General features: G+C 58.3%; 19 protein-coding genes and 1 pseudogene. 8 read left to right on the top strand and 12 right to left on the bottom strand.

All coding sequences use genetic code 11. The features are described 5' to 3' along the window. Positions 1 to 20: 20 nt before the first annotated feature. Complete coding sequence (locus HKK54_RS27220) at positions 21 to 944, bottom strand: AraC family transcriptional regulator (RefSeq protein WP_169388469.1); 924 nt, start codon at positions 942 to 944, stop codon at positions 21 to 23. A 116-nt stretch (positions 945 to 1,060) separates the two neighbouring features. Here HKK54_RS27220 and HKK54_RS27215 point away from each other — a divergent pair, with 116 nt between their 5' ends. Both HKK54_RS27215 and HKK54_RS27210 read left to right on the top strand, forming a co-directional pair. Then, on the top strand, positions 1,061 to 2,053 hold the full coding sequence (locus HKK54_RS27215) for a zinc-dependent alcohol dehydrogenase family protein (protein ID WP_169388468.1): 993 nt from the start codon (positions 1,061 to 1,063) through the stop codon (positions 2,051 to 2,053). Positions 2,054 to 2,510: 457 nt separating this feature from the next. Then, positions 2,511 to 4,088, top strand: a complete 1,578-nt coding sequence (locus HKK54_RS27210; RefSeq protein WP_169388467.1) for a CocE/NonD family hydrolase — start codon at positions 2,511 to 2,513, stop codon at positions 4,086 to 4,088. A 237-nt stretch (positions 4,089 to 4,325) separates the two neighbouring features. Here the strand turns inward: HKK54_RS27210 and HKK54_RS27205 are convergent, their stop codons facing one another. The 9 genes from HKK54_RS27205 to HKK54_RS27165 all read right to left on the bottom strand — a co-directional run bounded on the left by HKK54_RS27205 (position 4,326) and on the right by HKK54_RS27165 (position 17,048). Beyond that, positions 4,326 to 5,531, bottom strand: a complete 1,206-nt coding sequence (locus tag HKK54_RS27205; protein ID WP_169388466.1) for an EAL domain-containing response regulator — start codon at positions 5,529 to 5,531, stop codon at positions 4,326 to 4,328. Positions 5,532 to 5,595: 64 nt separating this feature from the next. After that, a complete protein-coding gene (locus tag HKK54_RS27200) occupies positions 5,596 to 6,282 on the bottom strand; it encodes a cysteine hydrolase family protein (RefSeq protein WP_169388465.1) in 687 nt (228 codons plus the stop codon). Positions 6,283 to 6,292: 10 nt separating this feature from the next. Further along, positions 6,293 to 7,399: a fimbrial protein gene (locus HKK54_RS27195; protein WP_169388464.1), complete on the bottom strand. Its 1,107-nt coding sequence runs from the start codon at positions 7,397 to 7,399 to the stop codon at positions 6,293 to 6,295. Continuing rightward, positions 7,396 to 9,894, bottom strand: coding sequence for a fimbria/pilus outer membrane usher protein (locus HKK54_RS27190; RefSeq protein ID WP_169388463.1), 2,499 nt, complete (start codon positions 9,892 to 9,894; stop codon positions 7,396 to 7,398). The genes HKK54_RS27195 and HKK54_RS27190 overlap by 4 nt, the downstream gene beginning before the upstream one ends. Before the next feature lie 63 nt (positions 9,895 to 9,957). After that, entirely contained in the window at positions 9,958 to 10,686 is a 729-nt protein-coding gene (locus tag HKK54_RS27185) for a fimbrial biogenesis chaperone (RefSeq protein WP_169388462.1), read from the bottom strand. Between the two features lie 75 nt (positions 10,687 to 10,761). Next, entirely contained in the window at positions 10,762 to 11,310 is a 549-nt protein-coding gene (locus HKK54_RS27180; RefSeq protein ID WP_169388461.1) for a fimbrial protein, read from the bottom strand. 195 nt (positions 11,311 to 11,505) lie between these two features. Then, positions 11,506 to 15,099, bottom strand: a complete 3,594-nt coding sequence (locus tag HKK54_RS27175) for a transporter substrate-binding domain-containing protein (RefSeq protein WP_169388460.1) — start codon at positions 15,097 to 15,099, stop codon at positions 11,506 to 11,508. Further along, positions 15,100 to 15,726, bottom strand: coding sequence for a response regulator transcription factor (locus HKK54_RS27170; RefSeq protein WP_169388459.1), 627 nt, complete (start codon positions 15,724 to 15,726; stop codon positions 15,100 to 15,102). It abuts the gene before it with no gap. A 140-nt stretch (positions 15,727 to 15,866) separates the two neighbouring features. Next, positions 15,867 to 17,048: an EAL domain-containing response regulator gene (locus HKK54_RS27165; protein ID WP_237151002.1), complete on the bottom strand. Its 1,182-nt coding sequence runs from the start codon at positions 17,046 to 17,048 to the stop codon at positions 15,867 to 15,869. A gap of 482 nt (positions 17,049 to 17,530) precedes the next feature. Here HKK54_RS27165 and HKK54_RS27160 point away from each other — a divergent pair, with 482 nt between their 5' ends. From HKK54_RS27160 to HKK54_RS27145, 4 genes are all read left to right on the top strand, one after another. Beyond that, positions 17,531 to 18,076 (top strand): fimbrial protein, encoded by a 546-nt coding sequence (locus HKK54_RS27160; RefSeq protein ID WP_169388458.1) that lies wholly within the window; start codon positions 17,531 to 17,533, stop codon positions 18,074 to 18,076. A gap of 72 nt (positions 18,077 to 18,148) precedes the next feature. Continuing rightward, a complete protein-coding gene (locus HKK54_RS27155) occupies positions 18,149 to 18,889 on the top strand; it encodes a fimbria/pilus periplasmic chaperone (RefSeq protein ID WP_169388457.1) in 741 nt (246 codons plus the stop codon). Between the two features lie 34 nt (positions 18,890 to 18,923). Next, a complete protein-coding gene (locus HKK54_RS27150) occupies positions 18,924 to 21,521 on the top strand; it encodes a fimbria/pilus outer membrane usher protein (protein WP_169388456.1) in 2,598 nt (865 codons plus the stop codon). Continuing rightward, positions 21,521 to 22,612 (top strand): fimbrial protein, encoded by a 1,092-nt coding sequence (locus tag HKK54_RS27145; RefSeq protein WP_169388455.1) that lies wholly within the window; start codon positions 21,521 to 21,523, stop codon positions 22,610 to 22,612. The genes HKK54_RS27150 and HKK54_RS27145 overlap by 1 nt, the downstream gene beginning before the upstream one ends. 1,328 nt (positions 22,613 to 23,940) lie before the next feature. Here HKK54_RS27145 and HKK54_RS27140 read toward each other — a convergent pair. Beyond that, complete coding sequence (locus HKK54_RS27140; protein WP_169388454.1) at positions 23,941 to 24,159, bottom strand: hypothetical protein; 219 nt, start codon at positions 24,157 to 24,159, stop codon at positions 23,941 to 23,943. Between the two features lie 310 nt (positions 24,160 to 24,469). Here HKK54_RS27140 and HKK54_RS33715 point away from each other — a divergent pair. After that, positions 24,470 to 24,610 (top strand): annotated as a pseudogene (locus HKK54_RS33715) (adenylate kinase); the annotation flags it as partial. Positions 24,611 to 24,705: 95 nt separating this feature from the next. Then, positions 24,706 to 24,930: a hypothetical protein gene (locus HKK54_RS27135; protein ID WP_177410564.1), complete on the top strand. Its 225-nt coding sequence runs from the start codon at positions 24,706 to 24,708 to the stop codon at positions 24,928 to 24,930. A 246-nt stretch (positions 24,931 to 25,176) separates the two neighbouring features. Here the strand turns inward: HKK54_RS27135 and HKK54_RS27130 are convergent, their stop codons facing one another. Next, the gene (locus HKK54_RS27130; protein WP_202026881.1) at positions 25,177 to 26,592 is read right to left on the bottom strand and encodes a DUF1254 domain-containing protein; all 1,416 of its coding nucleotides are present in this window, start codon (positions 26,590 to 26,592) and stop codon (positions 25,177 to 25,179) included. Position 26,593: the final 1 nt, after the last annotated feature.

Genomic DNA, 26,593 nt, shown 5'->3' with positions numbered 1-26,593 from the left:
TATTTCTCCTTGCAGAGGAACTACGCACTACGGGTGCTGACGCGGCGCTCTTGCCGCCACTGCCCAGGTGTCCTTCCGGTCACAGCCTTAAAGGCTCGGCTGAGCGAAACGTCGGAGCTATAGCCCGTTTGCTCGGCCGCCTCGGCAATCGACTGACCGGCCGCCAGGAGAAGTTTTGCCTGGTAGATGCGCCAGTTAGCGATGTAGGTCATCGGCGGAACCCCGATGACAGACTTGAAGAGCACCGCGAATGCAGAACGCGACATCGCCGCGTCCCGGGCAAGTTGCTCCAACGTCCATGGTCGTGCCAGGTCAGCATGGATGCGGTGTAGCGTCCCGGCAAGCTGGTGGTGGCTCAGGCCGGCAAGCCAGCCGTTCGGCATATTGCCCTCGGAGGCCGCCCATAGCCGAATCGCCTGGATGAACACAACGTCCAGAAGCCGGCTGACGATATACGGTGCGCCGAGCCCATCCTGTGCCTCTTCAGCACCAATCTGCTCAAGGATTAACAGCATCCGCCCCGCATCAGGGGCAGCCATTGCGACATGCACGACATTTGGCAGCAGCGCTGACAAGGGCTCGCCCGCAGCATGGTCGAAGGTGAATAACGTCGAGAAGAACTCGCAGACCTCTGCGTCGCCTCCGAACGACACCATGTTTCCAGTCACGTGATCGGCCACCACCCAACATGGGATTGCATCGCGGTCCGGCGTATCGCCCAGGATACCCTCGACACCTTGTTTGATGATAAGGCAATCGCCCGTCCTGACCATAAAAGGGGGCTGGCCGGCCTGGGTGAACCAGCAATGCCCTTTGGCGATGACCACCAACCTTGCTTGGGCACCAGTGTCGAAAGAGATCGCCCAAGGGCTGTGCCCGCGCAGACGGACGAAAAGCGAGCTTTCGAGTCGCATCGCATCGAGAACGGAATTAAACGGGTTCATTCGGGCACGCTTTGGACGATGGGTTAGTAATTCGATATTCCTGGCAATGGATCATCCAGTCAAGCCGAACCACTATGGCGCCACAGGCCGATAAGGCGCCAACCATTGGAGATGACATGAAGGTTTATCGTTTGCAGACTATTGGTTCAATCGACGGCCTGGAACTTTGCGAAGAGCCGGTTCCCACACCTGGGGCTGGCGAAGTTCTGATTCGGATCATGGCGACCTCCCTGAACTTCCGAGACCTCGCCATTCTGAATGGTTCGATGCCCTTCAGCGTGGAGCAAGGGCGAGTACCGCTGTCTGACGCGGCGGGAATCGTTGAAGCCGTGGGATCGGGCGTAACCCGATTCGGGGTGGGTGCTCGGGTGGTAAACGCCTTTGCACCGGGTTGGGTCTCGGGTCCGCTTCGCGAATTCGCGCCGCAGTACGGTATTCACCTCGATGGATGGTCGAGTGAGTATCGCTGCGTAGACCAACACGAAGTCGTCGCCATACCGGCCTCCATGAGTTTCGCTACTGCTGCTACGCTGCCCTGCGCTGCTGTCACCGCATGGTCTGCGTTAAGCGGTGTAGGGCCGCACCAACGTGTCCTGACTCAAGGTACGGGTGGAGTGTCGCTGTTCGCGGTCCAGCTTGCCAAGGCCGCAGGCGCAGAAGTCATAGCGACGACATCGTCCGCAGAGAAAGCGCAACGGCTTCGCGAACTGGGCGCGGACCATGTCATCAATTATGTCGAGAAGCCCAACTGGGGTGAGGCCGTTAAGGCAATTACCGGCGGTCGAGGTGTGGATCGTGTGGTGGATGTGGGCGGTCCCGGGACCTTGGCCCAGTCTGTGAAGGCCGTCGCAATCGGCGGGCAGGTCTCGATGGTAGGCGTTTTGGCGTCAGGCGAAATGCCTGGCTTCATGGATATGTTTTTGAGCCAGGCACGGTTTCAGCCAATCGCTACGGGCAGTCGCCAGGACCTGGAGGATGTTATCGCAACGGTGGCTCAGCACCGTCTGCACCCGGTGATTGATAGTACCTTCGACTTCGATGCCGCCCACAGTGCATGGCGGCACTTCGCTAAGCGCGACCTCTTCGGCAAGGTCATCATCACGCAGTAAACGTCAGCAGCGTGGTGCCCCACAAAAAACCGATAAATGAGACCTGACTTTGGTGGACGCTCTCGCGTCCGCCTCTGATGGGAAGGCCCGCGCAGCATTGCCATCAACCGGCACGCCGACTTACCTCACCTTCGGGATAGCGCAGCTCGATCAAGGCAACAAGCCCTTCCTCGGCAACACCCAACCTACTACGATCAAGAACAACCCTTTGCAGCTCCACTTGCGCCTGGATCGATTCGTGGAGATGCACTAAGTGGGAACTGCATTGTCCGAGCAGACACCGGTAAGCTTCATATTCCACGCTCTCAGTTGCTGATAGGCTGGTGATATCCAGATATATGCAAGGCTCATCGCGTCTGGCCACACTCTAAATTGTAATGGGGCAATTTAATTGATGGAAAAGTCGAGTGCTCAACCCGCGGGACAAGTGCGGCATGGCGGGACCCTACCAGAGTCCATGAGCTTTCCCGACGCTGAAAAGATGCACGCGAAGACTATTATGGTACCTATGCGCGATGGCGTAAGTCTGGCGACCGACCTGTACTTTCCCGAAGGCGATGGGCCTTGGCCACTAGTACTGCAACGTACACCTTATAGTCGCAAGCAACCGTTTTTTTACGCGCCTTTTTACTATCTTCTGCAGTCAGGGTTTGTACTGGCCGTGCAGGACAATCGGGGGCGTTTTGACAGTGAGGGCGATTATCGGCCGTTCGTAGATGATATGGATGACGGTTACGACACTGTTGAGTGGTTAGCGGTCCAACCTTATTCCACGGGTAAAGTCGGTATGACCGGTGCCTCGGCGATGGGAATTGCCGCCTATCTCGCCGCAATGGCCAATCCGCCGCACCTATTTGCAGGCGCGGTGATGGTGGCACGCAATCCGAATCAAAACTTGTCGCGGTTTCCAGGAGGGCTTTATCTGGAGAATGGTGCTGGCGAGTGGAGCAAAACTGTCGGTTTAGCTGAGAAGTCATCGAGGGTGCCCAAAATTGCATCGTTCGATGATAACGATATCAAGATGGACATTCGCCAATACGATAAGCAGATCAACGTACCTTTTATCCATCTAGGCGGGTGGTTTGATATTCACCTCCAAGCCACAATCGACAACTTCAGGCATCTTCAGGCGAAGGCCGCAGCACCTGCACGTGGCAATCAGAAATTAATCATGGCAGCAAGCGCTCACATAGGCGCGGTTGAAGAGGTTGTTTTTCCCGAAGATTGCGGTGCGCCACCGTTCATTTCTAGCGAACTGATGGTTCGTTGGTTCAACCACTGGTTAAAGGGGGAGGACAATGGTGTCATGGAGGAACCTGCGGTACGTTATTACCTGATGGGTGACACGTTTGATGAGTCAGCGCCCGGAAACGAATGGCGGGAGGACGAAACCTGGCCGCCGCCTTCAACGCCTACCCATTTTTATCTGCAGGCGAATGGAGCATTGAGCAATACCCCTGCCATCACAAACGCTGCTCTCAGTTATATCTATGATCCGCTGAACCCTGTGTCGACAAGAGGGGGAAACAATCTTTCTATGGCTAGCGGGCCAGTTGATCAGCGCCCTGTAAGTTCGCGTGCCGATGTACTGCGTTTTGTCAGCGAGCCACTTCAGGATTCAATGACCGTGGTCGGACAAATCACTGCTCAACTTTGGGTGTCGACTGACGCAGAAGACACCGACTTTATTATCAAGCTTGTCGACATCCATCCAGATGGCTTCGAGGCCCTGGTGCGTGATCAGGGAACACGTCTGAGACACCGAATGGGAGGTTACAGCCAGACCCTTGTTGTAAAAGACGAGATCTACCCGGTCACCATCGACCTTTGGTCAACGGCGCTTGTATTCAACAAAGGGCATCGCCTAGGCGTTTTCATACAGAGCAGTAACTGGCCACGTTTTGAGCGCCATACCAACACGTGGGATCAACTGGATGGCTACGAACAGTCCCTGAAAGCATGCAACACTCTTCATCTGGGACCTGATTATCAAAGTAGTATTCAGCTGCCATTGGTTCGCTATACCCCCAGATGAACTGAATCGCCCCGGGTTTCGTAGACGTTTTTTGGAGTCCTTTTTGTGGACGGCAGAAGCCACTCATGAGCGGCCGCTTCGGGTCTGAAGGGGTCGTTCATGAGTTTCAGCTACCGGCCAAAAGCAGACATTCGCATGTGGTCCGCTCCAAGGCTGAGACAATGGCATGACGCTTCAACGAAAACAGGATGGTTCAGTACGCGGATTTTAGTTCATACATAGTGGCCGCAGGGCAGATCATGATTGTCCATCAATTCTCGACGCGGCCGGTAGCCATCGCAGCAGATCCACATCATTCATCGGCCGGGCGAACAGGTAGCCCTGCCCTTGAGTGCATCCCATCGCGAGCAACGACTCGCGCTGTTCCTCAGTCTCGATGCCCTCCACTACCACGGACATCCCCAGGGTTTCCCCCAATGCCAGGGTGCTGCTAACGATTGCCCGACAGCGCGGTTCGTGGAGCAAGGTGCGGATAAACTCACCGTCGAGTTTGATCTCGTTGAACGGCAGCTGGCACAAGCGCTGCAACGACGAGAAGCCGGCGCCGAAGTCGTCGATGGACAATTTGCAGCCCATCATGCGCAGGCGTACCAGGGTTTCCAGGCTGGTGGCCGGGGCTTCCAGCAAGCCGCTTTCGGTGAGTTCGAAGGTCAGGCTGGCGGGCACTGCTTCGTGCAGGGACAGAATGCCTTTGATCACCGCGGTCAGGTTGCTGTTGGTCAGTTGGCTGGTGTGCAGGTTGAACGACAGGTCGAGCGTCAGGCCGGTGTTTTTTGCCAGTCGCTGCAGGCTCAGAGCTTGGTTCATCTGCATGAACAGCAGCGTATCGAGCAAGCCGCAGCGTTCCAGCACGGGCATGAACACCGCCGGTGACAGGATGCCGCGCAACGGGTGCACCCAGCGGGTGAGCACCTCCACGCCGCAGACGTCATCGGTATTCATGTCGACCTTGGGCTGGTACCAGGCTTGCAATTGCTGTTCGTTGAGGGCCCAACGCACTTCTTCATCGCTGGCCAGGCATACCGGCACAGCGTCGGGCGGCGCGACACCAGGGCCACTGGAGCGCTTTTTTAGCAAGTTCTCCAGAGTGTGCGCCTGCAACGGCTTTCCGACATCCCCGAGCATTTCCAGGCCCAGCAACGAAACGATCTGCTGAACCGTGCGGCGTACATCGGCCGACAGGGAGCTGCTGATAATCACTGAGCCGACCAATCCGGAACTTCCCACCTGCTGAAGAAACTCCAGGCCATCCATGCCTTCCATGCACAGGTCGCACAGGGCAATGTCCACTGCGCCCACTTGATCCAACACAGCCAGGGCGTGTAAGCCGTCCACTGCCTCGAAGACCTCGCGGCAACCCAACTGGCGCAACATACTCACTGCGACGGCACGTTGAAAAGGATGATCCTCGAGAACCAGCACGCGTATGGGAAAACTCGTCATTGAAGTCGGCTCATCTGAAAGGAATAAGGTCGCCCGGGTGTGACGCCGGGCGGGTTGCAGCGATTTAGCGCACGGGCAGCTTGATGATCTGCTCGGTGGTCATCACGTCGCCGAAGGTGTCTTCGACTTCGGCCAGTGCCGATTGATGCAAGGCGTCCTTGTCGACGCTCTGGCCATTGAGGCGGGTGATCGCACGGGTGGCGGACGCATCGGACGCCACGATTACGTTGAAGCCCAGTGGCGCTGCATCACGGGCTGCACCGGCGACACAGGCGTGGGTCATCAGACCGCTGATGATCAGCGTATTGATCCCGGCCTTGCTCAACTGTGCGGCCAGGTCAGTGCTGGCGAACACGCTGACGGTGTTCTTTTGCACGACGTGATCCTGAGGACGCGGCTGCATGTCCTTGTGGAATTTCACGGTCTCGCCATCAATGGCAAATACCGCAGCGCCGGCCGGCGACACGTGTTGCACGTGGTAGACCGGAATCTTGTGGCTATCGGCATAGTTGATCAGCTCACGGGCTTTCGCCAGGGCGCTGGCGCCATCCGGGATCGGCATGCGCCCGGTGAAGTATTCGTTCTGGAAGTCGATCACGATCAGCGCGGTCTTGGCGGCCGGCAATTGCTTAATCTGCTCGGCACCGGACATGGCGCGGATGGTCGGGTGATCGTTGGCGATTGCTGCACCGCTGGCAACCACAGTGGACAGTACGCAAGCAGCCATGAAGCGACGGGTAAACCGTTGCATGGGGAGTTTCCTATTTGTAGGTAATGGTGAAGTTGGCGGTCGCGGTGGCGCTGCCGGGCTGTGGCCCGGTAGCGTCGCCGGCGGTCTGGATATAGCGGGCACCGAACTGCAAGTTGGTATTGCCGTCCTGGACCGGCATGATCGGCACGTCGACGCCCAGTGGCAGCGGGGTTCCATCCTGCTTCAGCACTTGCACGGCGACGCCTGTGGCGGTGGCTTCGCTATTCAGGCCGAGCACACCTTGGCTGGCGTCGACAATCATCGAGCCCTTGGCGCCGTCCAGGCGGATGTTCGCGTTGTTGCCGCGAAAATAGTTCCAGGTAGGATTTCCGGCATAGGTCCCGGCCACGCAGTTGTTGAGCGCGATGTTGAACCCTTCGGTGGGCGTGACGGTTCCCGGGCCGTTGAACACGCGCTTCTCCCAGTTCTTCATGGGCACATCGATGATGTTGCCCACGGCTGCGGGCATGCTGCAGCCCGCCACGGTCACGGTTCCGGTCAGGCGGCCATCGATCCAGTTGAACGGGGTGCCGTTGTTGTTGATATCGACGGTGTAGACCTGCAAGTTGCCGAAATCGTTGATTCCTGCCGGGATAGGTCCGGTTTTGATCAGGATCAGGCTGTTGTTGGTGTTGGCGCTAAATCCACCGGTATTGCAGCCGTTGAACGTGAGCGGGAAGTACCAGCTGCCAGACGTCAGGCACATATAGGCGGGCCGGCTTTCGTTGACTACTCCGACTCCGACTCCTGGAACGTTAGTCGTGTAGAGCTGACTGCCTTGCACTGCACCAATGGCTGCTGTGACGTTAGGCGCCTTGGCAGTCAGCATGGTGGACTGGATCGAAAACGGGGTAGTCGTCGCGCAGTTGATAATAGGAAACCGGGTGTACTTGACCGCGCCAATGGTCGATCCCACCGGGGCGTCCTGAGGGATGAACAGGTCACCTACGGCATGGATGCTCTGCGTCGCAACGGTGGCAGCACAGTCAGCCGCAGCCATTTGTGAAATAACCACCGGCAGCACCGCCAGCGCACTCATCATCAAGCGTTTCTTCCAGACATTACGCGCGGGCAAAGCCAAGTCTTGGGTCGAGGACACAGCACTAAAAATTTTCATGGACGAGATTCTCCGCAAACAGCATCCATCACCCGGTAACCGTCGGTGGCTGGCGTGCTGCTGATATCCAAATTGATTTCACATTGCTGGGCAGCCTCGCCACCCCACTTCATCGTGTATGTCGTGCCCTTGCTGGCAGACAGCAACACCTGCCCCGCCTGTCCAACCACACCAACGCTGGCGCCCTGGTCGTCCTGCACGGTGGTGCCGAAAGGCAATAGCGAGCCGTCCTGCAGGCGCACGTTGAGCAGTATTTTTTCCGAACGGCCAGCGGCGAATACCGCCTTGACCACCGCACCGCGACGCGGCACAACATTGGTCACGCCTTCGGCGATGTCGACGCTGGTATCCAGCTCGCTGGTGTCCACTGCCACGCGGTTCTTGCGATACGGCGTGACGTACGGCACCAGGGCATACCCGCGATCGTTGGTCAGGGTGCCCGGGGCATTCAGCAGGCCAACCTTCGGCGTGTCCTTGACCTCTACCAGTGCGACGGTTTCACCCAGGGTCTGGCCGAATTCCACGCCATCGCCATGGGCCAGCACCGAGCCAGCCGCGCTGACCGAAGTCTGGCGGTAGCCCGAGCCGACGCTCACACCGGCGCCCAACTGGGCAAACGGTGCGCGGTAGCCCAGTAACGCCGAACCATTGTTTCCGGTGTTTTCCACGCGGTTGGCGTTGACGTTATAGTTCAGGTTGCCATCGCGACCACTGAGGCCGGCCCGTTGATCAAGGCTGCCGTCGTTATTGCGGGTGACGCTGAACGTACCAGTGCTGCGGGTTTGCCCCAGGGGCATGGACACGGTGAAAACCACTTGGTTGTTGGAGCCGAAGTCGTCTGTCAGAGTCTTGCTGGCGTACACGCCATAGGTCACGCCCTTATACTGGGTGTTGAAACCCAACTGCATCTGCTTGTCTTCCCGGGACGTGCCCCAGTAGTTCTGCTTGCTCAGGTTCAAATACAGCGAGCCGTAGTTGTCCAGGGCCTGGTTGACGCTTGCCTCGACCTTGCTGCGTTTGGAGAACTGGCTGTATTCGTTGGGTTGCTGCAAATCCACGGCTTCGCTGAAGTCGCGATAGCCTTCGGTGGAATAGCGATAACCGGCGAAGCGAACCGAGGTGCCGCTTTCAAACGCCTTGCCGTAGCGCACGCCGACGCTCTGGCCCTTTTTGCTTTCGCCTTTGGCAGTGACAGTCGTAGGTACGTCGGTCTGGGCCTGGGTGACGTCGATCGACACGGCGCCGAGGCTGCCCAGGCTCTTACCCACGCCAACCACACCGGCACGGTAAAAATCAGCCCCCAGAAAGCCACCGTACAGCGTCAGGTCGAACGGCAACCCATAGGCCAGAGACGCCTGGGTAAACATTGGCCGCTCGCCGCCATTGGCCGAGTTGTACTCGCCCACTGTCGCGCTGTAGCGCCAGGTTTTTTCCCGCAGCATATTGGCCAGGGTCGCGTACGGCTGGGTGAAGCGGCGCTCGCCGCCATCGGCTTCGGTGATGATCACTTCCAGGTCGCCGCTGCCCGAGGCCGCGTTGAGGTCGTTGATTTCAAAAGCGCCCGGCGCCACGTAAGTGGTGTAAAGCGAGTAGCCGTTCTGGCGCACTTCGACCTTAGCTTGGGTTTCGGCAATGCCACGGATCACCGGGGCGTAGCCCTGCATCGAGTCCGGCAACATGCCCATGTCCGAAGCCAGTTGCACACCGCGAAACGGCACGCTGTCGAACACATCGCCGGGGGTGAAGCTCTCGCCCATCGTCAGCGTGGCTTTCAGCGGCGTGATGTCCCGTTGTGCGTAGGTATTGCTGCGCTGCCACTTGCGTCCACCTTCATCGTCCTGGCGGAACGATGAGCTGGAGCGAAAACGCCAGTCACCGAGGTTGAACCCACCCGTGGCATACAGGTTGTATTGGTTGCCGGTGCCGCGGGCGTCGCTGTTGGTTTGCGCGGCGGAAAACTGGTAGTTGAGCATCGCGGCATTGATGCCACGGTCCCATTCCGACGGTGCCACGTAGCCGGCCGCATCCCGGCTCAAGGCGATCTGCGGCACGCTGATATCCAGGGCCAGATAGTTGGCGTTGAAGGTCACCGAGGCGCCTTCGATCAGCGCAGCCAGGTCGATGCACGCGGGCAGCGTTTCGCCGGGTACTTTGAACGCATCCAGCTTCACCCCGAGCTCCTTGAGAAAGGCTTCGGACAGGCATACCCGCACGTCGCTACCCTGCTCGTCCTTGATGAAGGTCATGTCACGCCGGTCGAAAAAGCTCTGGTTCAGGCGAATCAGTACCGGGTAAGTACCAGGACCGATGCTGCCGCTGTTAGCAACCGCATCCAGGTCGAGGTTTGGCCCGGCATCGGTGCCACCAAACGACTGCATGAAACTGGCATCGAACTTGGCGGGCTCACCGGCCAGGGCCAACTCACCGGCACAGGCGGCCGCCACGGCGACCCACAAGGGCAAACGACTAAAGCTGAAGGAGTTATCGAATCGCATGGCAATACCCGGCCGCCGCGCCACAGCCGTGGCACGCGCAAACGTCTACAGAAAGAAAAGGAATCAGCGGTTCAGTGGCACGGTCTGCGGCTCGCTGTAGCCGCCGTAGTCGTTGATGGCCGAGAACACCACTTCACCGCCGGTGCCTTTGAAACCTTGCAGCGGATAGCGCTGGCTGCTCATCGGCGCGACCATCGTCGGCTCGTTGACCTCGACGCTCTGGCCGGCGGACTTGGCCGTCACGCCAATAAACGAGATATGGAACGGCGACGGGTTGTTGACCACCAGTACTGCCCTGCCCTGTTCCTGCGCCAGGCTCCAGGTCAGCTTCGACGGTGCCTCCATCGCATTGCCCTTGAGGCCGGCCGGGCGATAGAACAATTTGACGCGGGTGCGCATGGCGATCTTCAGCGTATTGGCATTGCCTTCGCTGGCGACCGGGATTTCCTGGGCGTTGAAATAGAACACCGATTCACGGTCGGTCGGCAGGTTGCCGGCGACTTTCTGGATACGCACCATTTGCTCTTTGCGCGGGTCCAAGCGGAACAGCGGTGGCGTGGACACGAAGGGCGTGGCGGTGGTCATGTCATCGGCTTCGGTGTTGACCCAGGTCTGCACCATGTACGGCTGCGCCGTGGTGTTGCTGACGGTGATCGCCGCATCGCGTTTGTTGCCGTCGAACACGATCCGCGTACCGCCGAGCATCACACCAGCGTGGCTGGCTGTGCTGAGCAGTGCGGCACTGAGCAACAGCGCCAGGGCCGATGCTTTCTTGAAGGGGGAAACGTTCATTTCGATCATCCTCTTGCCGTGAGCGAGGGGATGGCCGCTGCGCGCATCAACGCTGCAGCGGCGCATCAACAGGGCTTACTGGTACTCGACGGTGAACGCAGCCTTGGCGTTAGCCGGGCCGGAGGTCGCAGTGCCGGTAGCGATGTAGTTGGCGGTGAAGCGCAGCGGCTGGCTCAGGTCCAGGTACGGAGCGGATTCCAGGCCCAGTTGCACGTCCTTGTCGGTGGCGTCCTTGATCTGTACCGCAACGTTGGTAGCGTGGCCCGCTTCCGGGGCGATACCAATCCACTGACCGCTGGCGCCAGCGGTACCGCTCAGGGACAGGAACTTGACCACGGCGCTCTTGCCGGTGACGTTGCAACCTGGGGCGGTAGTGTCGATGGTGAGAGTGAACGCGCCGCCACCGGCGACAGCGCCGGTGGTGGCCAGGGAGGTGGCAGGTACATCACCCAGGCCCACATCGCCGGCACCGGCCGAACCGTTCAGGTCGGTCACAACCACTGGGCAGGTGTTGTCGGTCACGCTGCCGACGAAGTTGATTTCACCGTCAGCGGCCATGGCAGCTTGGGAACCAGCGGCGAGGACGACAGCGGCAAACAGACCTTTGAGCGCAAACTTGTTCATAACGTAATCCAGATAATGAGGAAAGTCTGAAGCCCAGTGAGGACTTCAATCAGGTTGCAGGGCCCGGTCCGCTTGGTCGGTGGGGCCGTTCAACGAGGCTCAGTATCGGAGTTGTGATGAGTAAATGACGTATGAACGCTGCCGCATTTTTGTAGGAAATTTCCTGCTGCCAACTGCTGCCTCCTCTCCTAATATTCAGGCGAGGTAACGCTCAAGACGTTCGCTGAGCAGCTCCATCTGTTGATGCAGCGCATCCACCGTCTCGGTCAGTAGCGTGGCGTCTGCTCGCTTGGTGGCGGCCTCCAGGTCGTCACAACAGCGAATCAGCCCCTGGGCCTTGATGATCCGCGCGCCGCCCTTGACCCGGTGGGCCAGGTCCGCCAGGCCTTGCAGGTCGTGGCGGGTAAACAGCTGCATCAGGCGCGCCATGTCCTGCTCATTACTGCCGGCCAGGTCGCCCAGCAGGCTTTTGATCGAGGCGATGTTACCGCCAGCCAGATGTTCAACGCTGCTTAGGTCGATATCGTCATCTGCCGAAAACCAGGGTTGCGCAGGCCTCTGCTCGGTTGCCAGGCCTGCCAGGCGTGCACTCAAATCCTTGAGGCTGATGGGCTTGAACAGGCAGTCATCCATGCCAGCAGCCAGGCAGCGGACCTTCTCTTCCGGTTGCGCATTGGCGGTAAACCCCAGGACTAGGCTCGGTGGCAAGCCACGGGACGTCTCTTCGGCGCGGATCGCCCGGGCCAATTCGTAGCCGTTCATCAGGGGCATATTGCAGTCGGTGATCACTACATCGAACTGCCCGCTCCGCCAGGCCCGCAACCCATGGGCGCCATCTTCAGCATCCTCGACCCGGTGCCCCAGGTAATTGAGTTGCTGGGTCAGCAACTGACGGTTGGCCGGGTAATCATCAATTATCAGGATGTTCAATGCGTGGCTCATCACTGCCGGCTCATCCTCGACCGGGGCGGCGTCGAACAACGGTTGAAGCGTGGTCAGGTCAAGCCGCAGGTCGATGCGCGTGCCTTTGCCCAATGTGCTGTCGAGGGTCAGGCGCCCGCCCATCATTTCGCAGAGTGTGCGGCTGATGACCAGGCCCAGGCCGGAGCCGCTGCGAGCCGACTGGTCATTGTTGCTGGCTTGGGTAAAGGGGCTGAACAGGCGTTTCTGGTCCTCTTCGCCAATGCCCATACCGGAGTCCTCAACCTGCAGTCTTACCCCCAATTGCTCCTTGCCCGTTTCCGTTCGAACACTTAAGCGCACCTGGCCCTGGGCAGTGAACTTGATGGCGTTGCTCAGCAGGTTGGACACGATCTGCTTGAAGCGCAGCGGGTCGATCAACACATCGCAATTGACCCCGGCATCCAGGTCCAGCTGCAGTTGCAGCTGTTTCTGCCGCGCCAAGCCTTCAAAAATGCGTACCACCGACTCCAGCAGTTCCCGCAGATTGGCGCGCTCCGGGTTCAGGGACAGACGCCCGGACTCGATGCGGGCAATGTCGAGGATGTCGCCGATCAGGTCCAGCAAGCCCCGCGCCGCGCCGGAAGCGACGTCAATCGCAAAGCGATCCATCACGCCCTGGTCAGCCTTTTTCGTCGCCAGTTCGAGCATGCCAATCACCGCGTTCATAGGCGTACGAATTTCATGGCTCATGGTCGCCAGGAAGGTGGTCTTGGCGCGGTTGGCGGCGTGGACGTCTTCCAGCAGGCGCTGGCGCTCGCTGATATCGATCCAGCCGGCGATCATGCCGCTGACTTCGCCGGTGCTGCTGCGGTACGGCAGCATCCAGTGGTAGATGGTCAATACTCGGCCATCTGGCATGCTCAGGCTGCGGTCCTGTAGCTGCGCTTCGCCGCTGTCCATCACCTGCAGATAGTCACGGTGATACGCGGCGGCCTCATCCGGGTCGCCGAGCACACCGTCCAATACGGTCTTGCCGATCACCTGCTCGCGCTCGACGTTGAACACTTCCAGGTAACCGCTGTTACAGATCAGCAGCTTGCCCTCGCGGTCGCGCACATAGATGGGGTGCGGTGTGCCGTTGATCAATACCCGCATGAACTCAACCTGGTCGCTCAACGCCTGCTCGGCCTGCTTGCGCTTGCGCATCAGCATCCGCAGGTAGGCGATCCAGCCCAGGGCAATCAACAGCAACACGGCGGCAATCACGAAACCCTGGATGATTGCGTTGCGGTTGCGCAGCCAATAGCTGTCACCCACCACGACCTGGCTGCGCCAACGGTTGGTCAGCTCATCCATTTCTTCGGGCGCAATGCTCAGCAACGCCTTATCCATGATAGAGAACAACTCCAGTGCCCCCCTTGCGGTGGCGAAAGCCACCCGGGCGTTGGTCACACCAACGGTGCTGGTCACTCGCAAGCGGTCACGATACTGGCGCGAAATCATGTAGCGTGCCGTAATCAGCGAGTTGACTGCTGCATCCGCCTGGCCGTTGGCAACCATGGCCATTGCGTCCTGAGCGTTTTCCGCATCCACTAGGCGAATGCCCGGGTACTGCTCGATGAGCATGTCACGGGTGGCGTTTCCGCGGATTACAGCAAGCTTCTTGCCATTCATGTCATCCAGCGTGTTAGGGCTGCCGGGCCTATTGCTGCTCACCAGCACGAACGGTGTAGCCAGGTATGGTCGCGTGAAACGCAGCACCGCTTCGCGCTCATCACTGGGCGTCAGGGTGACCAACAGATCCGCCTTGTCAGTGGTGATGGCTTCAATCATCTCCCTGACGGAATTCACCCGCTGCACCTCGAATTTCAATCCGGTGCGCAACGCGACCTTCGCCAGCACATCAGCGCTAATGCCACGGAACTCGCCTGCGTCGGTGTAGAACGATATGGGTAAAAAGCTGTCGTCCACGACCACCCGCAACCGCGGATGTTTATCCAGCCAGCGCTGCTCATTGACACTGAAATGCAACGGACGCTGGCCGGGCATGCTTGCGCCGCCAGCGCTCCAGCGGCGCAGGATGGTCTGGCGTTCGGTAACCGGGATCGCCGCCAGCGACGCGTTGATAACGCGCAGCAGGCGGGCGTTGTCACGCTTGACCGAAAAGGAGAAGTTGCTGACTTCCAGGCGTGAGAAGTCCGCCAGTTGCACATTGTTCAGGTAGTTGCGGTTGATCAGGTAATTGGCACTGATCGCATCACCCAAGTACACGTCCGCTTGGCCGAACGCCACGGCGCCGATGGCGCTGAGGGTGGACGGGTAAAGCTGCAAGCTGGCCTTCGGGTAAAAGTCTTCAACGGTTTTGGGCGGCAGGTAGTGGTAAAGCATCGCCACGCGCTTGCCTGCCAGTTCCGGGTCGAGGTTCTGGCTGTCGCCGACGCGAGTGACCAGGGTCGGTTGGTCCTCTGCATAGGCGTTGGAGAGTTGCAGTTCCGGGTCTGCTGCTTCAAAACCGTTGGAGCTGCCCAACATATCGACGTCGCCAGCCTTGAGCGCCGCCAGCACCTCATCCCGCGAGGCATATCGATGAACGCGGACGTTGATGTGCAACAGTTGCGCCAGCAACTGCGCGTAGTCGGCGGTAAAACCTTCATAGTCGTGGCGATTACTGGTAATGCTGAACGGCGAATAGTCCGGCGCTGAAGATCCCAACACCAGCGTGCCCTTGCCCCGCAGCCAGCTCCAGTCGGCCTCGTCCAGGCCCACGCTGTAGTCGTTGACGTCGGAGCGCCCATGCAGCTTGAGCATTTGCGGCGCCGCCAGGGCTTTGCCCAGGGTTCCGAGCAACAGCAGGCCCAGCAAGCCGTGTCGAAGAAGTGTGTTCATTCAGATGAGGTTATTTCGCTTGGCAAAGTCGGCTAGGTACACCACAGATTTCACGTTGAGCTTTTCGATCAGACGGGTCTTGTAAGTGCTCACCGTCTTATTGCTGATCAGCATGGCGTCGCCGATTTCCTTGTTGGTCAGACCCAGGGACAGTTGTTGCAGAATGGTTAATTCGCGGTCAGAGAGATTCTGGATCAACTCGTGATCCGTAGCCTCGGCATCATTGCGCCGTACCGAGCTGTTTGCCAAGTTGGGAAAGAAGGTGTAGCCGTCCATCACGGCTTTGATTGCCTTGGTCACTTCCTCCATGTCGTTGGTCTTGGAAATGAACCCCGCCGCACCGGCTTTCATGCAGCGCATTGAATAAAACATCGCCGACTGCGAGGTAAATACGAGGATTTTGCTCGGCAAGCGCAGGGACGTGATTCGGTTGAGCACCTCGAGGCCGTCGAGCTTGGGCATGCCGATGTCGAGAATGATCAGGTCGGGCACATGCTCCCGTGCCAACTGCACCGCATCTGAGCCGTTATCGGCTTCGGCCACGACTTTGAACTGAACCTGGCTGAGCAGCATTTTGACGGACGAGCGAATGAAGGGATGGTCATCCACAACCAAAGCGGTATACATGTAACCTCCTGTAGGTGCGCCGGAATGATCCGGTGACAGAAGCACCTGCTACACAAAACGATGGATTAACGACCAGCCGATGCGTCGCTCAAGTTACACGAACACGACTGAAGTGTAGGAAAATTCTGAAGTTTTGCTGCTTAGCCCACCGGCGAACTTGCCGACTGTACGTCCTGCCGCGCCAACCAATGCAGGAGGTCGTGGCCGGTCATTGGCCGGGCCAGGAAAAACCCCTGCCCCACCTCGCAACCGAGGCTGATCAGGGCATCACGAATATGTCGGCTGCTGACGCCCTCGATCACCAGGCTCATGTCCAGCGAGCGAGCCAATGCCAGAGTGCTACCGACCATGGCCTGGCTGCGCGGCTCATTCAAGGTGCGTATAAGGTCGCCATCAAGCTTGATCTGGTTGAACGGCAATTGGCAAAGCAACTTGAGTGACGAAAAACCCACGCCGAAATCATCAATCGACAAACCGCAGCCCATCAAGCGCAGGCGCAGCAGGTTTTCCTGGATGGGGGATTGCAAGTCCAGCAAGCCGTTTTCAGCCAGCTCGAACACCAGCACCGAAGCGCACAGATTGTGGCGTTGCAGCGCGCTCTGGATATGCTCGATCAGCCCATGGCGGGCCAGTTGCGAGGCATGCAGGTTGAAAGACATTTCCAGCACGGTGCCCTGACGATGCAGTACGGCGAGCAATTTCAGCCCTTGTTCGAGTAGTTGCATGAACATTTCATCGATCAGGTCATAGGCCAGCACTGCCGCGAGGAAGTCCTTGGGTAACAGCAAGCCCCGTGCCGGGTGTTCCCAGCGTACTAAAGCCTCCACGCCGGCGAGGCTGCCATCGTTCATCATCCGTTTGGGCTGGAACCAGCCGCGGAACTCACCCAGGGCCAGGCCCAGTTGTATTTCTTCTTCGCTGGGCAGCGGGGCCATGGCCGGAGGCTTGAGCGCCGCCGGCGGTATCGAGCGATACCGTTTAAGCAAGCGGTCCAGCGCTTGCGGCTGCAAAGGCGTACTCAAGATACCCAGCAGTTGCACACCCGACAAAAATTCCAGATGTCCCAGAGCCCGGCGCAGCTCCGGACGCAGCTCATTGGACAACCCCACCGCCTGGACCAGGCCGATCTGGCAGGCATAGCGCAGGAACTCCACCTGCTCGAAGCCCTTATCACCCAGGTCGCACAGCACGATATCCACGCCGCTGGTGCGCTGCATCAGGATCATCGCCTGTTCGCTATTACTAGCTTGCAACACCTCCCGCACCCCGAGCCGTCGCAACATATTAACCAGGGCACTGCGCTGGAAACTGTGGTTTTCCATAACCAGGACACGTGGTGAAGGCATCGTCATCAACCGTTTTCAAGCTCGAAGACGGACATAATGACGAGCATAGGCAACCCTCAACGAAGGAAACCGCCTTGTTTCTTGTGGGAAATTTCCCTGCGCAACTAGCGTCCCACTGTAGTGAATAACTCATCAGGGACACTTGCAAACGTTGCCTCCGGCCAATCCCGGGCGTTAAGACCGCGATGATCGAAAAGGGTGAGTTTGTTTGGTACATAAAACAGCAAGCTCGTGCTTTGCTAGTTTTAGCCGAGATACAACATCTGAGCGGCAATGCTAGTGGAGCCTGTAGGAAAGCTCCTACAAATCACAGGGAACGCACCTACACAAATAAGTTTTCCCAAAGCACAAGATCACCCTGTCGCCCAGCAAATGGTTTGTAACGCTCGACGCATTTCGCGTCCTCCAACCATCCAGGCTTTCGCGACAGGCTCGTACCTTACTTTTGGAGTTGTCCCATGAATCGCAAAGCTCTCGCCATCGCCGTACTGGTTTCCGCAACCGGCGCACAATTGGCCAATGCCGCCGACGGCACTATCAATTTCAACGGTGAACTGCGTAACCAGACCTGCACCATCGCCGTTGACGGCGTGGTGTCGCCTGCCATCGCCACCGTGACCCTGCCGACCATCTCCACCGGCCTTTTGACCACTCCGGGCCAGGTTGAAGGCCAGACCGGTTTCAACATCCAGTTGAGCAACTGCGTTGGTACCGCAACCACCGCCGCGGCTTTCTTCAACGCCGGTTCCACGGTTGACCCGATCAGCGGCAACCTCAACAACATGACCGGCACCGCGACCAATGTACAACTGCAACTGGTTGACCTGCAGGGCGGCGCAGCGATTCAGGCGGGTAACACCAACCAGATCACCAGCACCACCCGCAACACCATCGACGGCACCGGCGCCGCCAACATGCCATATGCCGTGCAGTACTTCGCAACCGGCGCCACGACCCCTGGCACCGTGGTCAGCTCCGTGACCTACAACGTCGACTACCAGTAAGCCGACAGCACACTGACGTACCCTGTCCAAGGCGGGCAGGGACACGTCAGGGTGTGGCAAATGAGGTGCGTCATGCGTTACGCAAGTGTTATTCGAATCAGCGCATTACTGATGCTGTCCATGCTGATGTATTCGCAAGCCAAGGCGGGTGTGGTTATCACCGGGACGCGCCTGGTCTACCCGGCGAGCCAGAAAGAAATCACCGTCAAATTGGACAACAACGGCGCGCGTCCCGTGCTGGTGCAATCCTGGGTCGACAGCGGTGATATGCAATCGAGCCCGACCAGCTCCAAGTCTCCGTTCGTATTGTCGCCCCCGGTGTCGCGTATCGATCCGAGCAAAGGCCAGAGCCTGCGCCTGATGTTCACTGGCGCAACGTTACCGGCCAACAAGGAGTCGGTGTTCTGGCTAAACGTGCTGGAGATCCCGCCAAAAGCCGAAGGCCCGGCAGACCTGAACGTGCTGCAGATGGCATTTCGTTCGCGGATCAAGATTTTTTACCGTCCTGACGGTTTGCCAGGGAACCCTGTCGAGACCCTGCAGCAGGTGCAATGGAAAGTCGTACCGGCAGAACAGGGTTTCGCCCTGCAAGCCTTCAATCCGACCGCGTTTCATATGTCCCAGGTCGAACTGGCTCTGACGGTTGGCACGCAACGTTTCGAGAGTGAAAACGGCATGGTCGGCCCGGGTGAAACCAAGATTTTTGCCTTGCCCACCCTCAAGTCGATGCCCGGTGCTGCGGCGCAGGTCGAGTTCAACGCCATCAACGACTACGGCGCCCTGGTGCCGGTGAAGCAACCGCTCAAGCCTTGATCTTCCCGCGAACGTTTTAGCGCACGAGTAACCTATGAAGACTCTTCCACGCCTGGGGGCGCGCCCGCAGGTTCGGCCTCGCTTTGCCCTGAATCCGCTGGCCGCCTTGGCACTCCAGGCACTGGCTGGCACTTCAGTTGCGCTTGCCACCCAGGCGGCATGGGCCGAAGACGTGCAATTCAACGACGCTTTTTTGCCTGAAGACTCGCGCAGCCTCGACCTCAGCGCCTACCAGCAGGGCGACCCGGTGTTGCCGGGCGAGTACCGTGCCGATGTCGCGGTCAACGGCAAACTGGTAACGCGCCAGGACATTCGCATCCACGCAAATGACGATGGCAGCCACCCGACGGTGTGCTTCAGCCGTGGCCTGCTGGAGCTGATTGGGGTGGATTTTCGACGGTTGTCCGCCGAGTCCATGACAAGCGTGGAAAGCGGTGCCGAGTGCCTCGATATCGCAGGGTTGATCGAGGGCGCGATGGCGATGTTTTCGCCGTCCAGCCAGCAACTGGATATCAGCGTTCCGCAGATTGCCTTGCGTCGTGATGCGCGTGGTTATGTCAGCCCTGAACTGTGGGATCGCGGCGTCACCGCCGGCACCCTGAGCTATAACTTCAACGCCAACCACAACAAAACCGACACCGGTAATTATGACTCGGCGTACCTGGGGTTGAATGCCGGGTTGAACGTTGGCGATTGGCGCTTGCGCCACAACGGCTCGGCCAGTTGGGACACCTTCAACCGTCAGAACTACGAGGCCCTCAATACCTACGCCCAACGCGATATCACCTCGTTCAAGAGCCAGTTGACCGTGGGTGAAGCCAACACCAGCGGCGAGATCTTCGACACTCTGGCTTATCGCGGTGTGCAACTGGGCACCGACGATCGCATGCTGCCCGAGTCCCAGCGTGGCTATGCGCCGATTATCCGCGGCATTGCCCGCACCAGCGCGCGCGTGGCGATCCGTCAGGCCGGCAACCTGCTGTATGAAACCACGGTGGCGCCGGGCGCTTTCGTAATCGATGACCTGTACTCGACCGGTTATGGTGGTGACCTCGACGTGACTGTCTACGAAGCCGATGGCAGCGAACAATCATTCATCGTGCCATTTGCCTCCACCGCGCAGTTGCTGCGCCCAGGCACTTCGCGTTTCAGCGTGGCCGCCGGTGAAACCCGCAACAACTACATCGACCGCCAGGCGAAGCTTTTCCAGGGCACCTATCAGCGTGGACTGAGCAACATTTTCACCGGGTACGGCGGTGCGCAATTGAGTGACGACTACCGTTCGACCCTCGGCGGCCTGGCATTCAGCACGCCGGTCGGGGCTGTGGCGGTAGACGTCACCCACGCGCAGACCGAACTCAAAAGCGGCACCGCCACCGGCCAGAGTGCACGCCTGAGCTACAGCAAGAACATCCTTAGCACAGGTAGCAACCTCGCCGTGGCGGCGACGCGCTTCTCCACGGAAAACTACCTGGACTTCAGCAATGCCGTGCAGTTGCTCGATGCCGAGCGCAGGGGCCTGGACACCCGCCTGTATGGCCGCGCGCGCAGTCGTTTGTCGCTGACCGCCAACCAGAGCCTGGGCGAATGGGGCCAGGTGGCCTTCAACGGGTTTACCCAGAATTACTGGAACCTGCCGGGCCGCGACGTGCAGTACCAGTTCAGCTACAACAAGCAGGTCGGATCGGTCAGTTACGGCGTCAGTGCCAACCGTGCGCGCATGGGCATAGGCGATATGGACAACAGCCTGCTGTTCACGGTGAGCATGCCGCTGGAATTCGGCTCTTCGATCAACAACCCACAACTGTCCGCACGTTTGATGCGTGACACCCAAGGCGCCTACAGCGAGCAGGCAACGCTCAGCGGCACTGCCGGTGTCGATCGCCAGTACAACTATGGCGTGACCGCAGGGCATGACGGCGCAACGCGCGAAAACAGTACTTCAGTTAACGGCCAGTACATAGGCCCCAAAGCCATCGTCGGCGCCACTGTCAGCCACGGCGCTGGCTACGACAGCCTGTCGCTGAACGCCAGCGGCAGCGTGGTCGTACACCCGAACGGCCTGACGCTGACCCCCTATCGCGGCGAAACCATGGCAGTGATAACTGCCAAAGGCGCCGAAGGTGCCAAAGTGGTCGGTTTCCCCGGCCTGCGCCTCGACAAGCGTGGCAATGCGGTGGTGCCTTACTTGCGACCATACGAATTGAACGAAGTGGCTATCGATCCGCTAGGCACCGACATGAACGTCGAGTTGAGCGAAACCAGCCAGCAAGTAGCGCCGCGAGCCGGTGCCGTGGTGGCGCTCAAATACGGTACCAACAACGGCCAGGCGCTGTTACTCATCGTAACCCTGGCCGACGGCAGCAGTTTGCCGTTCGGCGCCAGCGTGGTCGATGACCGCGGCGTGTCGGTAGGTGTGGTTGGCCAGGGCGGCCAGCTCTATGCACGGGTCAAGGACAATGCGCACCGACTGCTGATCAGTTGGGGCACTCAGGCCGGGCAGCAATGTGCATTGCCGTTGCCGTCGGTGAAAAGCGAAGGCAAGCACCTGCAGCAAGTGGACGCGGTGTGCTCGGCCAACCAACCAGATAACCGCGTTGCTTCTGTGAACAGCGCACAGGAGACCAAGTGATGAACGTGATGAAAGCAAGTGCTGCGGTGTTGGGGTTGTCGTTGTTGGCGGGGACGGCTTTGGCTAATTGCAGCTTCGCCGACGGTACATCCAGCATGATCCGTACCCAGCCTTTGCTGGGGGGCTATCTGACCGTCGGCAGAGATGTGCCTTTGGGGGCAGAGATCTATCGGCAAACGTTCGACGCCTCAACGTTAGTAAGTTTAGCGTGCTCGCCCGGTCTATATAACATGGAGGCCAAACGATGGTTGCCGACAACGCCATTGCCATTGTCAAGCTGGGCGGGTACCCCCTATGGAGGACGCGTGTATCAGACGGGTGTGCCCGGCATCGGTGTGGCTCTCTGGTTTAATGGAGTAGCACTTCCGGCATCGACCAACGGCACGAACTGTGGTGGTGGAACGAACGTCTGTGTCCTGTCAATCCAGGCGCCACTGGCGTTCGATATGTCATTAATCAAGATCGGTGAAGTGTCACCGGGCACGATTCAGGGGGTGTCGCTACCGACGATGGCCCAGTCGCGTATCACCAGCAACAATGTTGAAATTCAGCGCGTGGGTTTCTCCGGCAGCATTTTCATCGTCTCGCGCACCTGTTCTACGCCCGACGTCGCCGTACCCATGGGTACACATATGACCAGTGAGTTCTCAGGCAGGAACACCTTTACGCCATGGAAAGACTTCTCCATCGCCCTGAACAACTGCCCGGCCTTCAGGGGTTATTACCAAGACATTGGTCCTCATTGGGCGAGCAATGGGATGGCCAGCAACCTGACCATGCGCAAAAACAACGTCCTGCAGGTGCGCCTCGATCCGACCAGAGCCGCGATCACCCCTAACCTTGGCATCATGAGCCTCAACCCCAGTGCACCGGGTGAAGACCCGGCCGCCACCGGCGTCGGCCTGCAAGTCGCCGACAGCATCGGCACGCCGTTGCCACTAGCCACGCTTCGTGCCAGCGGCATCACACCTCGAACCGTGGAGGACGCCAGCTATACCATCCCGCTGAAGGCCCGCTACATCCAAACCGGCGACAACATTACTGCAGGCCCAGCCAACGCCACGGCGACGTTTACCATCAATTACTATTGAGCACGTAGATTACTTGAGCGCTCTATTACGCTCAAAGACTCCCAGCAATTGCTTTCACTTAATCCTCTCATCAAAGTAAAAAACGAAGTCGAGAATACCCAGCTTTCTGTCGACGTATGATTCTCCGCAATAGTCAGCTCGAATCCCTGATGGCGAGGCCGCTATTGGCCCAGAGTGTGTAAATACGCAGCAGGAACGTGCGGTACTGAGGTAAAGCTCGTCTGTAGATTCCAAACAGGAGGGATGCCATCGAATGACGGGATCTTTTAGAAACAATGCTCGTGCATTTTTGGAAGAAATTCAGGTGTAATCGGCAGGCTGGATGCTGAACCGATGACCGTGTTGATCCCGCACTTCGGACTACATTCCCTACCGGTACGAAGACGGTCGGCATGAGCAAATGGTCGGCCTAAAACGCTACGGCGCCTCCAAGCAGCTCAAGGGCATCATAGAGAAGCTGGAAGCCGCTACGATCTAACACACGGAAGGGGAGCTGTTTTTCACCATGAGCGTGTTGAACAGAGCTATCGCCTGCTGGAACCGTACAAAGTGTGCCTAACCTTCTATCGCGAACACCGCTTGCTGCGGATTCACGTCACCAGAGCGTATTTCGCACGCACTGGCGAATGCTCACCGGAAACCCCGATCAACAAAAAGGCGTTCAGTGTCTTCAAGGTCGCGATGGATACGCCAAGAAAACCGAAGGGCCAATGCCCCAAGGAATTACGGAATCGGCCGAAGCCGCAAAAGTGAAGGGCCAGAAACGGCGAATCCCGCTCTAGGCGGGATTCGCAGCCGTCGATCGCATGCGTTCGACGGGGCAGGACGCTGTTACTTGGCACTGGGCCATCTGACTTTCATCAGAAGCGGGGTGCGATCCGAAGATCCCTGTAACCAACCTATGGTTCACGCCTACGTGCAAATGAATAGTAGTCAATCCATTATCACTAGGTCAATTATGCTGCCACCTCCTGGATCACCTAGACTCCCCCCCGATCATTCCTCAGCCCCCGTTCAGAGCTGGCCCTGACAGCGTCCAATTCACCGGCAGAGCTGGCAGGCCTATCAGGCTGCTCATACAGGGTCAAAAACTGCTCCTGGGCGTCCTGGAAACCAGCGCTATTCTAACAGCTAGTCATGGCAAGACGGTTTCCCGCACCGGAATGTGTTCTGAGCATTACTCTCTAGTGGGGAACAAGGCTAGTCAATTCGCATCGGTACTCCCCACATCTCAAATGATTAGTTCCAGTGAATCGAGTGACAGATTAAAGGTCGATTCAGCAGAATCATTTCGCTAGCTGCAAGGGGGAGCGGGTGTTAGATGATGCCTATAACTGGCGTAGGCGCATAATCGCATCGGTAATGGCTCGTGCATTCTTGTCCAGCGTTTCCATGGCCCCCATTGCGTTAGCGGCGACACTTCCCACTCCATTCTCTGAGATCCATTTGGTCACTTCTTCAAGGGCCGCTGCTAGGGCGTGCTGGTTGTGCAGGAGCAGTGTGAGAGCGTCCGCTGTGGCTATGTTGGCTTCAAAGTTATCTGGCATGGAGATCGTCCTTGAGTAACTGGTGTGGGAAGACTAGCTGAACACGCCGCTGGCTGGAGCCACTTCTCCAGATCCGCTGACACCTGGATATTTGCACTGACTTGACGACTCATTTGCAATCGACCTAACCAGCAATTTGCAACGGACTTGCCCCCCTAACAACCATCACTGACAGTGAACGGCCAGAAGCGGTCATTTACAGCCCAGAAAAAGTGAGACTCAGGCGGGTATGGGATATCGTTCTGACCTCGAAACCGACTTGTATTCATGGAGGAAAAATTGCGGTTTTACATTTTTGGTGCTTCGTGTGCATGACAATCCGAAATTTTCAGGACGCAACCGAGCGTGGCACGAGGCGTGGATAACAGAGCAAACGGCTACGGTCTTACGGTTTGACGGGATGAACAGTGCTGAAAAGATGGCTGCGAAGGTCATTCATGCGTTGTCGTAAGTATCGTAATAGCTCGAAACCGTGGCGGGCGAGGCACTACTTTAAACGCGCTCAAGCTTCAATCCAGCTACTGGAGTGTCTAGAGGAAAATAGCAATGATCACCGAAAACTTAACGCCTGAACTCGCATATCTTGCAATGTATGAATTTCTTGTGGATATCTATCAGCGAACGAAGTCGGATGAGTTGGGCTCAATGTTGGGCAGTATGAGTTATCTTGCCGATGGCGAGACTGCCGATCCGACAATTTGGAAGGATTGGATGCTCTGCGTGACCAAAGTCTTAGCAGGTCAAGGCAATGCTCAACTGAATTTGATCTAACAGTCACAACCGAAAACTCGATAACTACGAGATCAGGTCTTAGTTTTTTGAATCGCTCAGAATTTCGTAGACGCTTCTATGCCCTAAACCGAGGTACGTCAGGAGATTCATCCCACTGTTTTGATAAACCCCATTGAGCGGCCGCTTCTGGCCGAAAACGGACGTTCATACTTGGCCGTTACTGATTGCAGCGTGTCCGGGCTCCATCAGAGTTGGCTTCCAACTATGCGGACCCGTTTGAGATGGTCAAACCATAAGCTCAAACGCATCAACCTGCGGCGCAGTCCACTTTCCTTCGAGTACTACAGGCTTGGGCAAGTAAAGACGCATCACCAGGTTGACCTGGCCGTTGGAAGCCGGTAACCAATTGGACTCCAATGCCGCGCCGGGTGAATCCCGCTGGACGTAAATGACCACGTCACCATTGCCATCGCGTTTGAGTTGGTTCTCCATGGTGCTGTTGATGAGGTAGCGATCCAGTGGGTTGCGGACCAACAGTTTGGAGGGACCGTCATAGAGCGTCAGTGACCAGAACGCGTTAACGGGTGGAAACTGGCCCTTCGGGAAACGTATGACGTAACGATGGGTCGAGGTGTCCAGGCGTTTTCCGTCTCGGTCCAGCGTGATAATGGGGTACACCGTTTCTTCGATATCGTTTCCATAGATCCCGCCCTTGGCTCCCAAAGCTCGTTCCCAGTAATGCCCCTTCATTCGGGTTGGAGAGCCGAACAGCCCTTTGGATGACGTGAGGGTTGCCACACCGTGGTCAATCTGCTCCCGCGTGGTTTCGCCTGTTTGGACCATCGCATCGTATTTATCTGCGGGAAACCCTGTGGGTGGCCACACGCCTCCGGGCGTAAGTCCAAGTTCGCAGAAGCGTGCGCGCAAGTCATGTTCCCATGGCAGAGGCGGGGCAAATTGCAGCAGGAACGCAGCGAATGACCAGAATTGCTTCTCTGCTGAGGTCCGGTCGATTGCGGGCCAGGCAATGGTCGGGGCGGCGGGTGCAGGCTTGTCGCCAAGGTAGGCGCTTAAAGGTTTAGCCTCGTAGGTTGCCTGAATGCGTTTGACCATATCCAGGTCTTGCGCAGAGAACAATTGAGTTCGGATCAGGGCAAATCCCAGCGACGTGTCAAAGCGGATGACTCGCATGATACCGGGTGGCGTCTCACCTCTCCAGTCCGGACCGGTTAGCAAGAAGTGCCCACCCCCATTACCGTCTTTGCGTGTCCCAACGAAATCCAGGTTGTGGGTGTACAGGTCAACCAGCTGCAGCGAGTAGTAACGTGTTGGCTCGATGGCAGGCAGGCTGACCACCAGCGGCTCGGCGCGCAGGTCAAGCATGAGGAACGAGTAAGGAGTGTCGGAGTTAGGCGTGACCACGCCACGGTCATCAGGCGTGAACGTGCGCGCGACGTTGCCGATGTGGTTGAAGGGCGCCTTGAAATCCGCTCCCCGTGTATCCACCGCGTAGTTGTAGAGACTGTAGTAGTTCTCCACCATAGGCAGCAGGTAGATGTAAGCCTCTCGGGCCAGCGTGGTCAGGGCTGCCTTATCGGTGGATAAGGCTTTCGCAAAGGCGGCACTCAACGGCATGCCCAACCCGATGCCGCCGGCGATCAACCCCAACGAACCATTGACTAGAAGACTTCTGCGCTTCATA

The sequence above is a fragment of the Pseudomonas sp. ADAK13 genome (genome assembly GCF_012935715.1).
Classification (GTDB): domain Bacteria; phylum Pseudomonadota; class Gammaproteobacteria; order Pseudomonadales; family Pseudomonadaceae; genus Aquipseudomonas.
The sequence above is the reverse complement of the archived record's forward strand: the minus strand, read 5'-3'. Positions and strand labels throughout refer to the sequence as shown.

Excerpts from the sequence above, each read along its gene's own strand:
- HKK54_RS27220 (WP_169388469.1), bottom strand. The coding sequence starts at position 944 with ATGAACCCGTTTAATTCCGTTCTCGATGCGATGCGACTCGAAAGCTCG.
- HKK54_RS27215 (WP_169388468.1), top strand. The coding sequence starts at position 1,061 with ATGAAGGTTTATCGTTTGCAGACTATTGGTTCAATCGACGGCCTGGAA.
- HKK54_RS27210 (WP_169388467.1), top strand. The coding sequence starts at position 2,511 with ATGAGCTTTCCCGACGCTGAAAAGATGCACGCGAAGACTATTATGGTA.
- HKK54_RS27205 (WP_169388466.1), bottom strand. The coding sequence starts at position 5,531 with ATGACGAGTTTTCCCATACGCGTGCTGGTTCTCGAGGATCATCCTTTT.
- HKK54_RS27200 (WP_169388465.1), bottom strand. The coding sequence starts at position 6,282 with ATGCAACGGTTTACCCGTCGCTTCATGGCTGCTTGCGTACTGTCCACT.
- HKK54_RS27195 (WP_169388464.1), bottom strand. The coding sequence starts at position 7,399 with ATGAAAATTTTTAGTGCTGTGTCCTCGACCCAAGACTTGGCTTTGCCC.
- HKK54_RS27190 (WP_169388463.1), bottom strand. The coding sequence starts at position 9,894 with ATGCGATTCGATAACTCCTTCAGCTTTAGTCGTTTGCCCTTGTGGGTC.
- HKK54_RS27185 (WP_169388462.1), bottom strand. The coding sequence starts at position 10,686 with ATGAACGTTTCCCCCTTCAAGAAAGCATCGGCCCTGGCGCTGTTGCTC.
- HKK54_RS27180 (WP_169388461.1), bottom strand. The coding sequence starts at position 11,310 with ATGAACAAGTTTGCGCTCAAAGGTCTGTTTGCCGCTGTCGTCCTCGCC.
- HKK54_RS27175 (WP_169388460.1), bottom strand. The coding sequence starts at position 15,099 with ATGAACACACTTCTTCGACACGGCTTGCTGGGCCTGCTGTTGCTCGGA.
- HKK54_RS27170 (WP_169388459.1), bottom strand. The coding sequence starts at position 15,726 with ATGTATACCGCTTTGGTTGTGGATGACCATCCCTTCATTCGCTCGTCC.
- HKK54_RS27165 (WP_237151002.1), bottom strand. The coding sequence starts at position 17,048 with ATGGAAAACCACAGTTTCCAGCGCAGTGCCCTGGTTAATATGTTGCGA.
- HKK54_RS27160 (WP_169388458.1), top strand. The coding sequence starts at position 17,531 with ATGAATCGCAAAGCTCTCGCCATCGCCGTACTGGTTTCCGCAACCGGC.
- HKK54_RS27155 (WP_169388457.1), top strand. The coding sequence starts at position 18,149 with ATGCGTTACGCAAGTGTTATTCGAATCAGCGCATTACTGATGCTGTCC.
- HKK54_RS27150 (WP_169388456.1), top strand. The coding sequence starts at position 18,924 with ATGAAGACTCTTCCACGCCTGGGGGCGCGCCCGCAGGTTCGGCCTCGC.
- HKK54_RS27145 (WP_169388455.1), top strand. The coding sequence starts at position 21,521 with ATGAACGTGATGAAAGCAAGTGCTGCGGTGTTGGGGTTGTCGTTGTTG.
- HKK54_RS27140 (WP_169388454.1), bottom strand. The coding sequence starts at position 24,159 with ATGCCAGATAACTTTGAAGCCAACATAGCCACAGCGGACGCTCTCACA.
- HKK54_RS27135 (WP_177410564.1), top strand. The coding sequence starts at position 24,706 with ATGATCACCGAAAACTTAACGCCTGAACTCGCATATCTTGCAATGTAT.
- HKK54_RS27130 (WP_202026881.1), bottom strand. The coding sequence starts at position 26,592 with ATGAAGCGCAGAAGTCTTCTAGTCAATGGTTCGTTGGGGTTGATCGCC.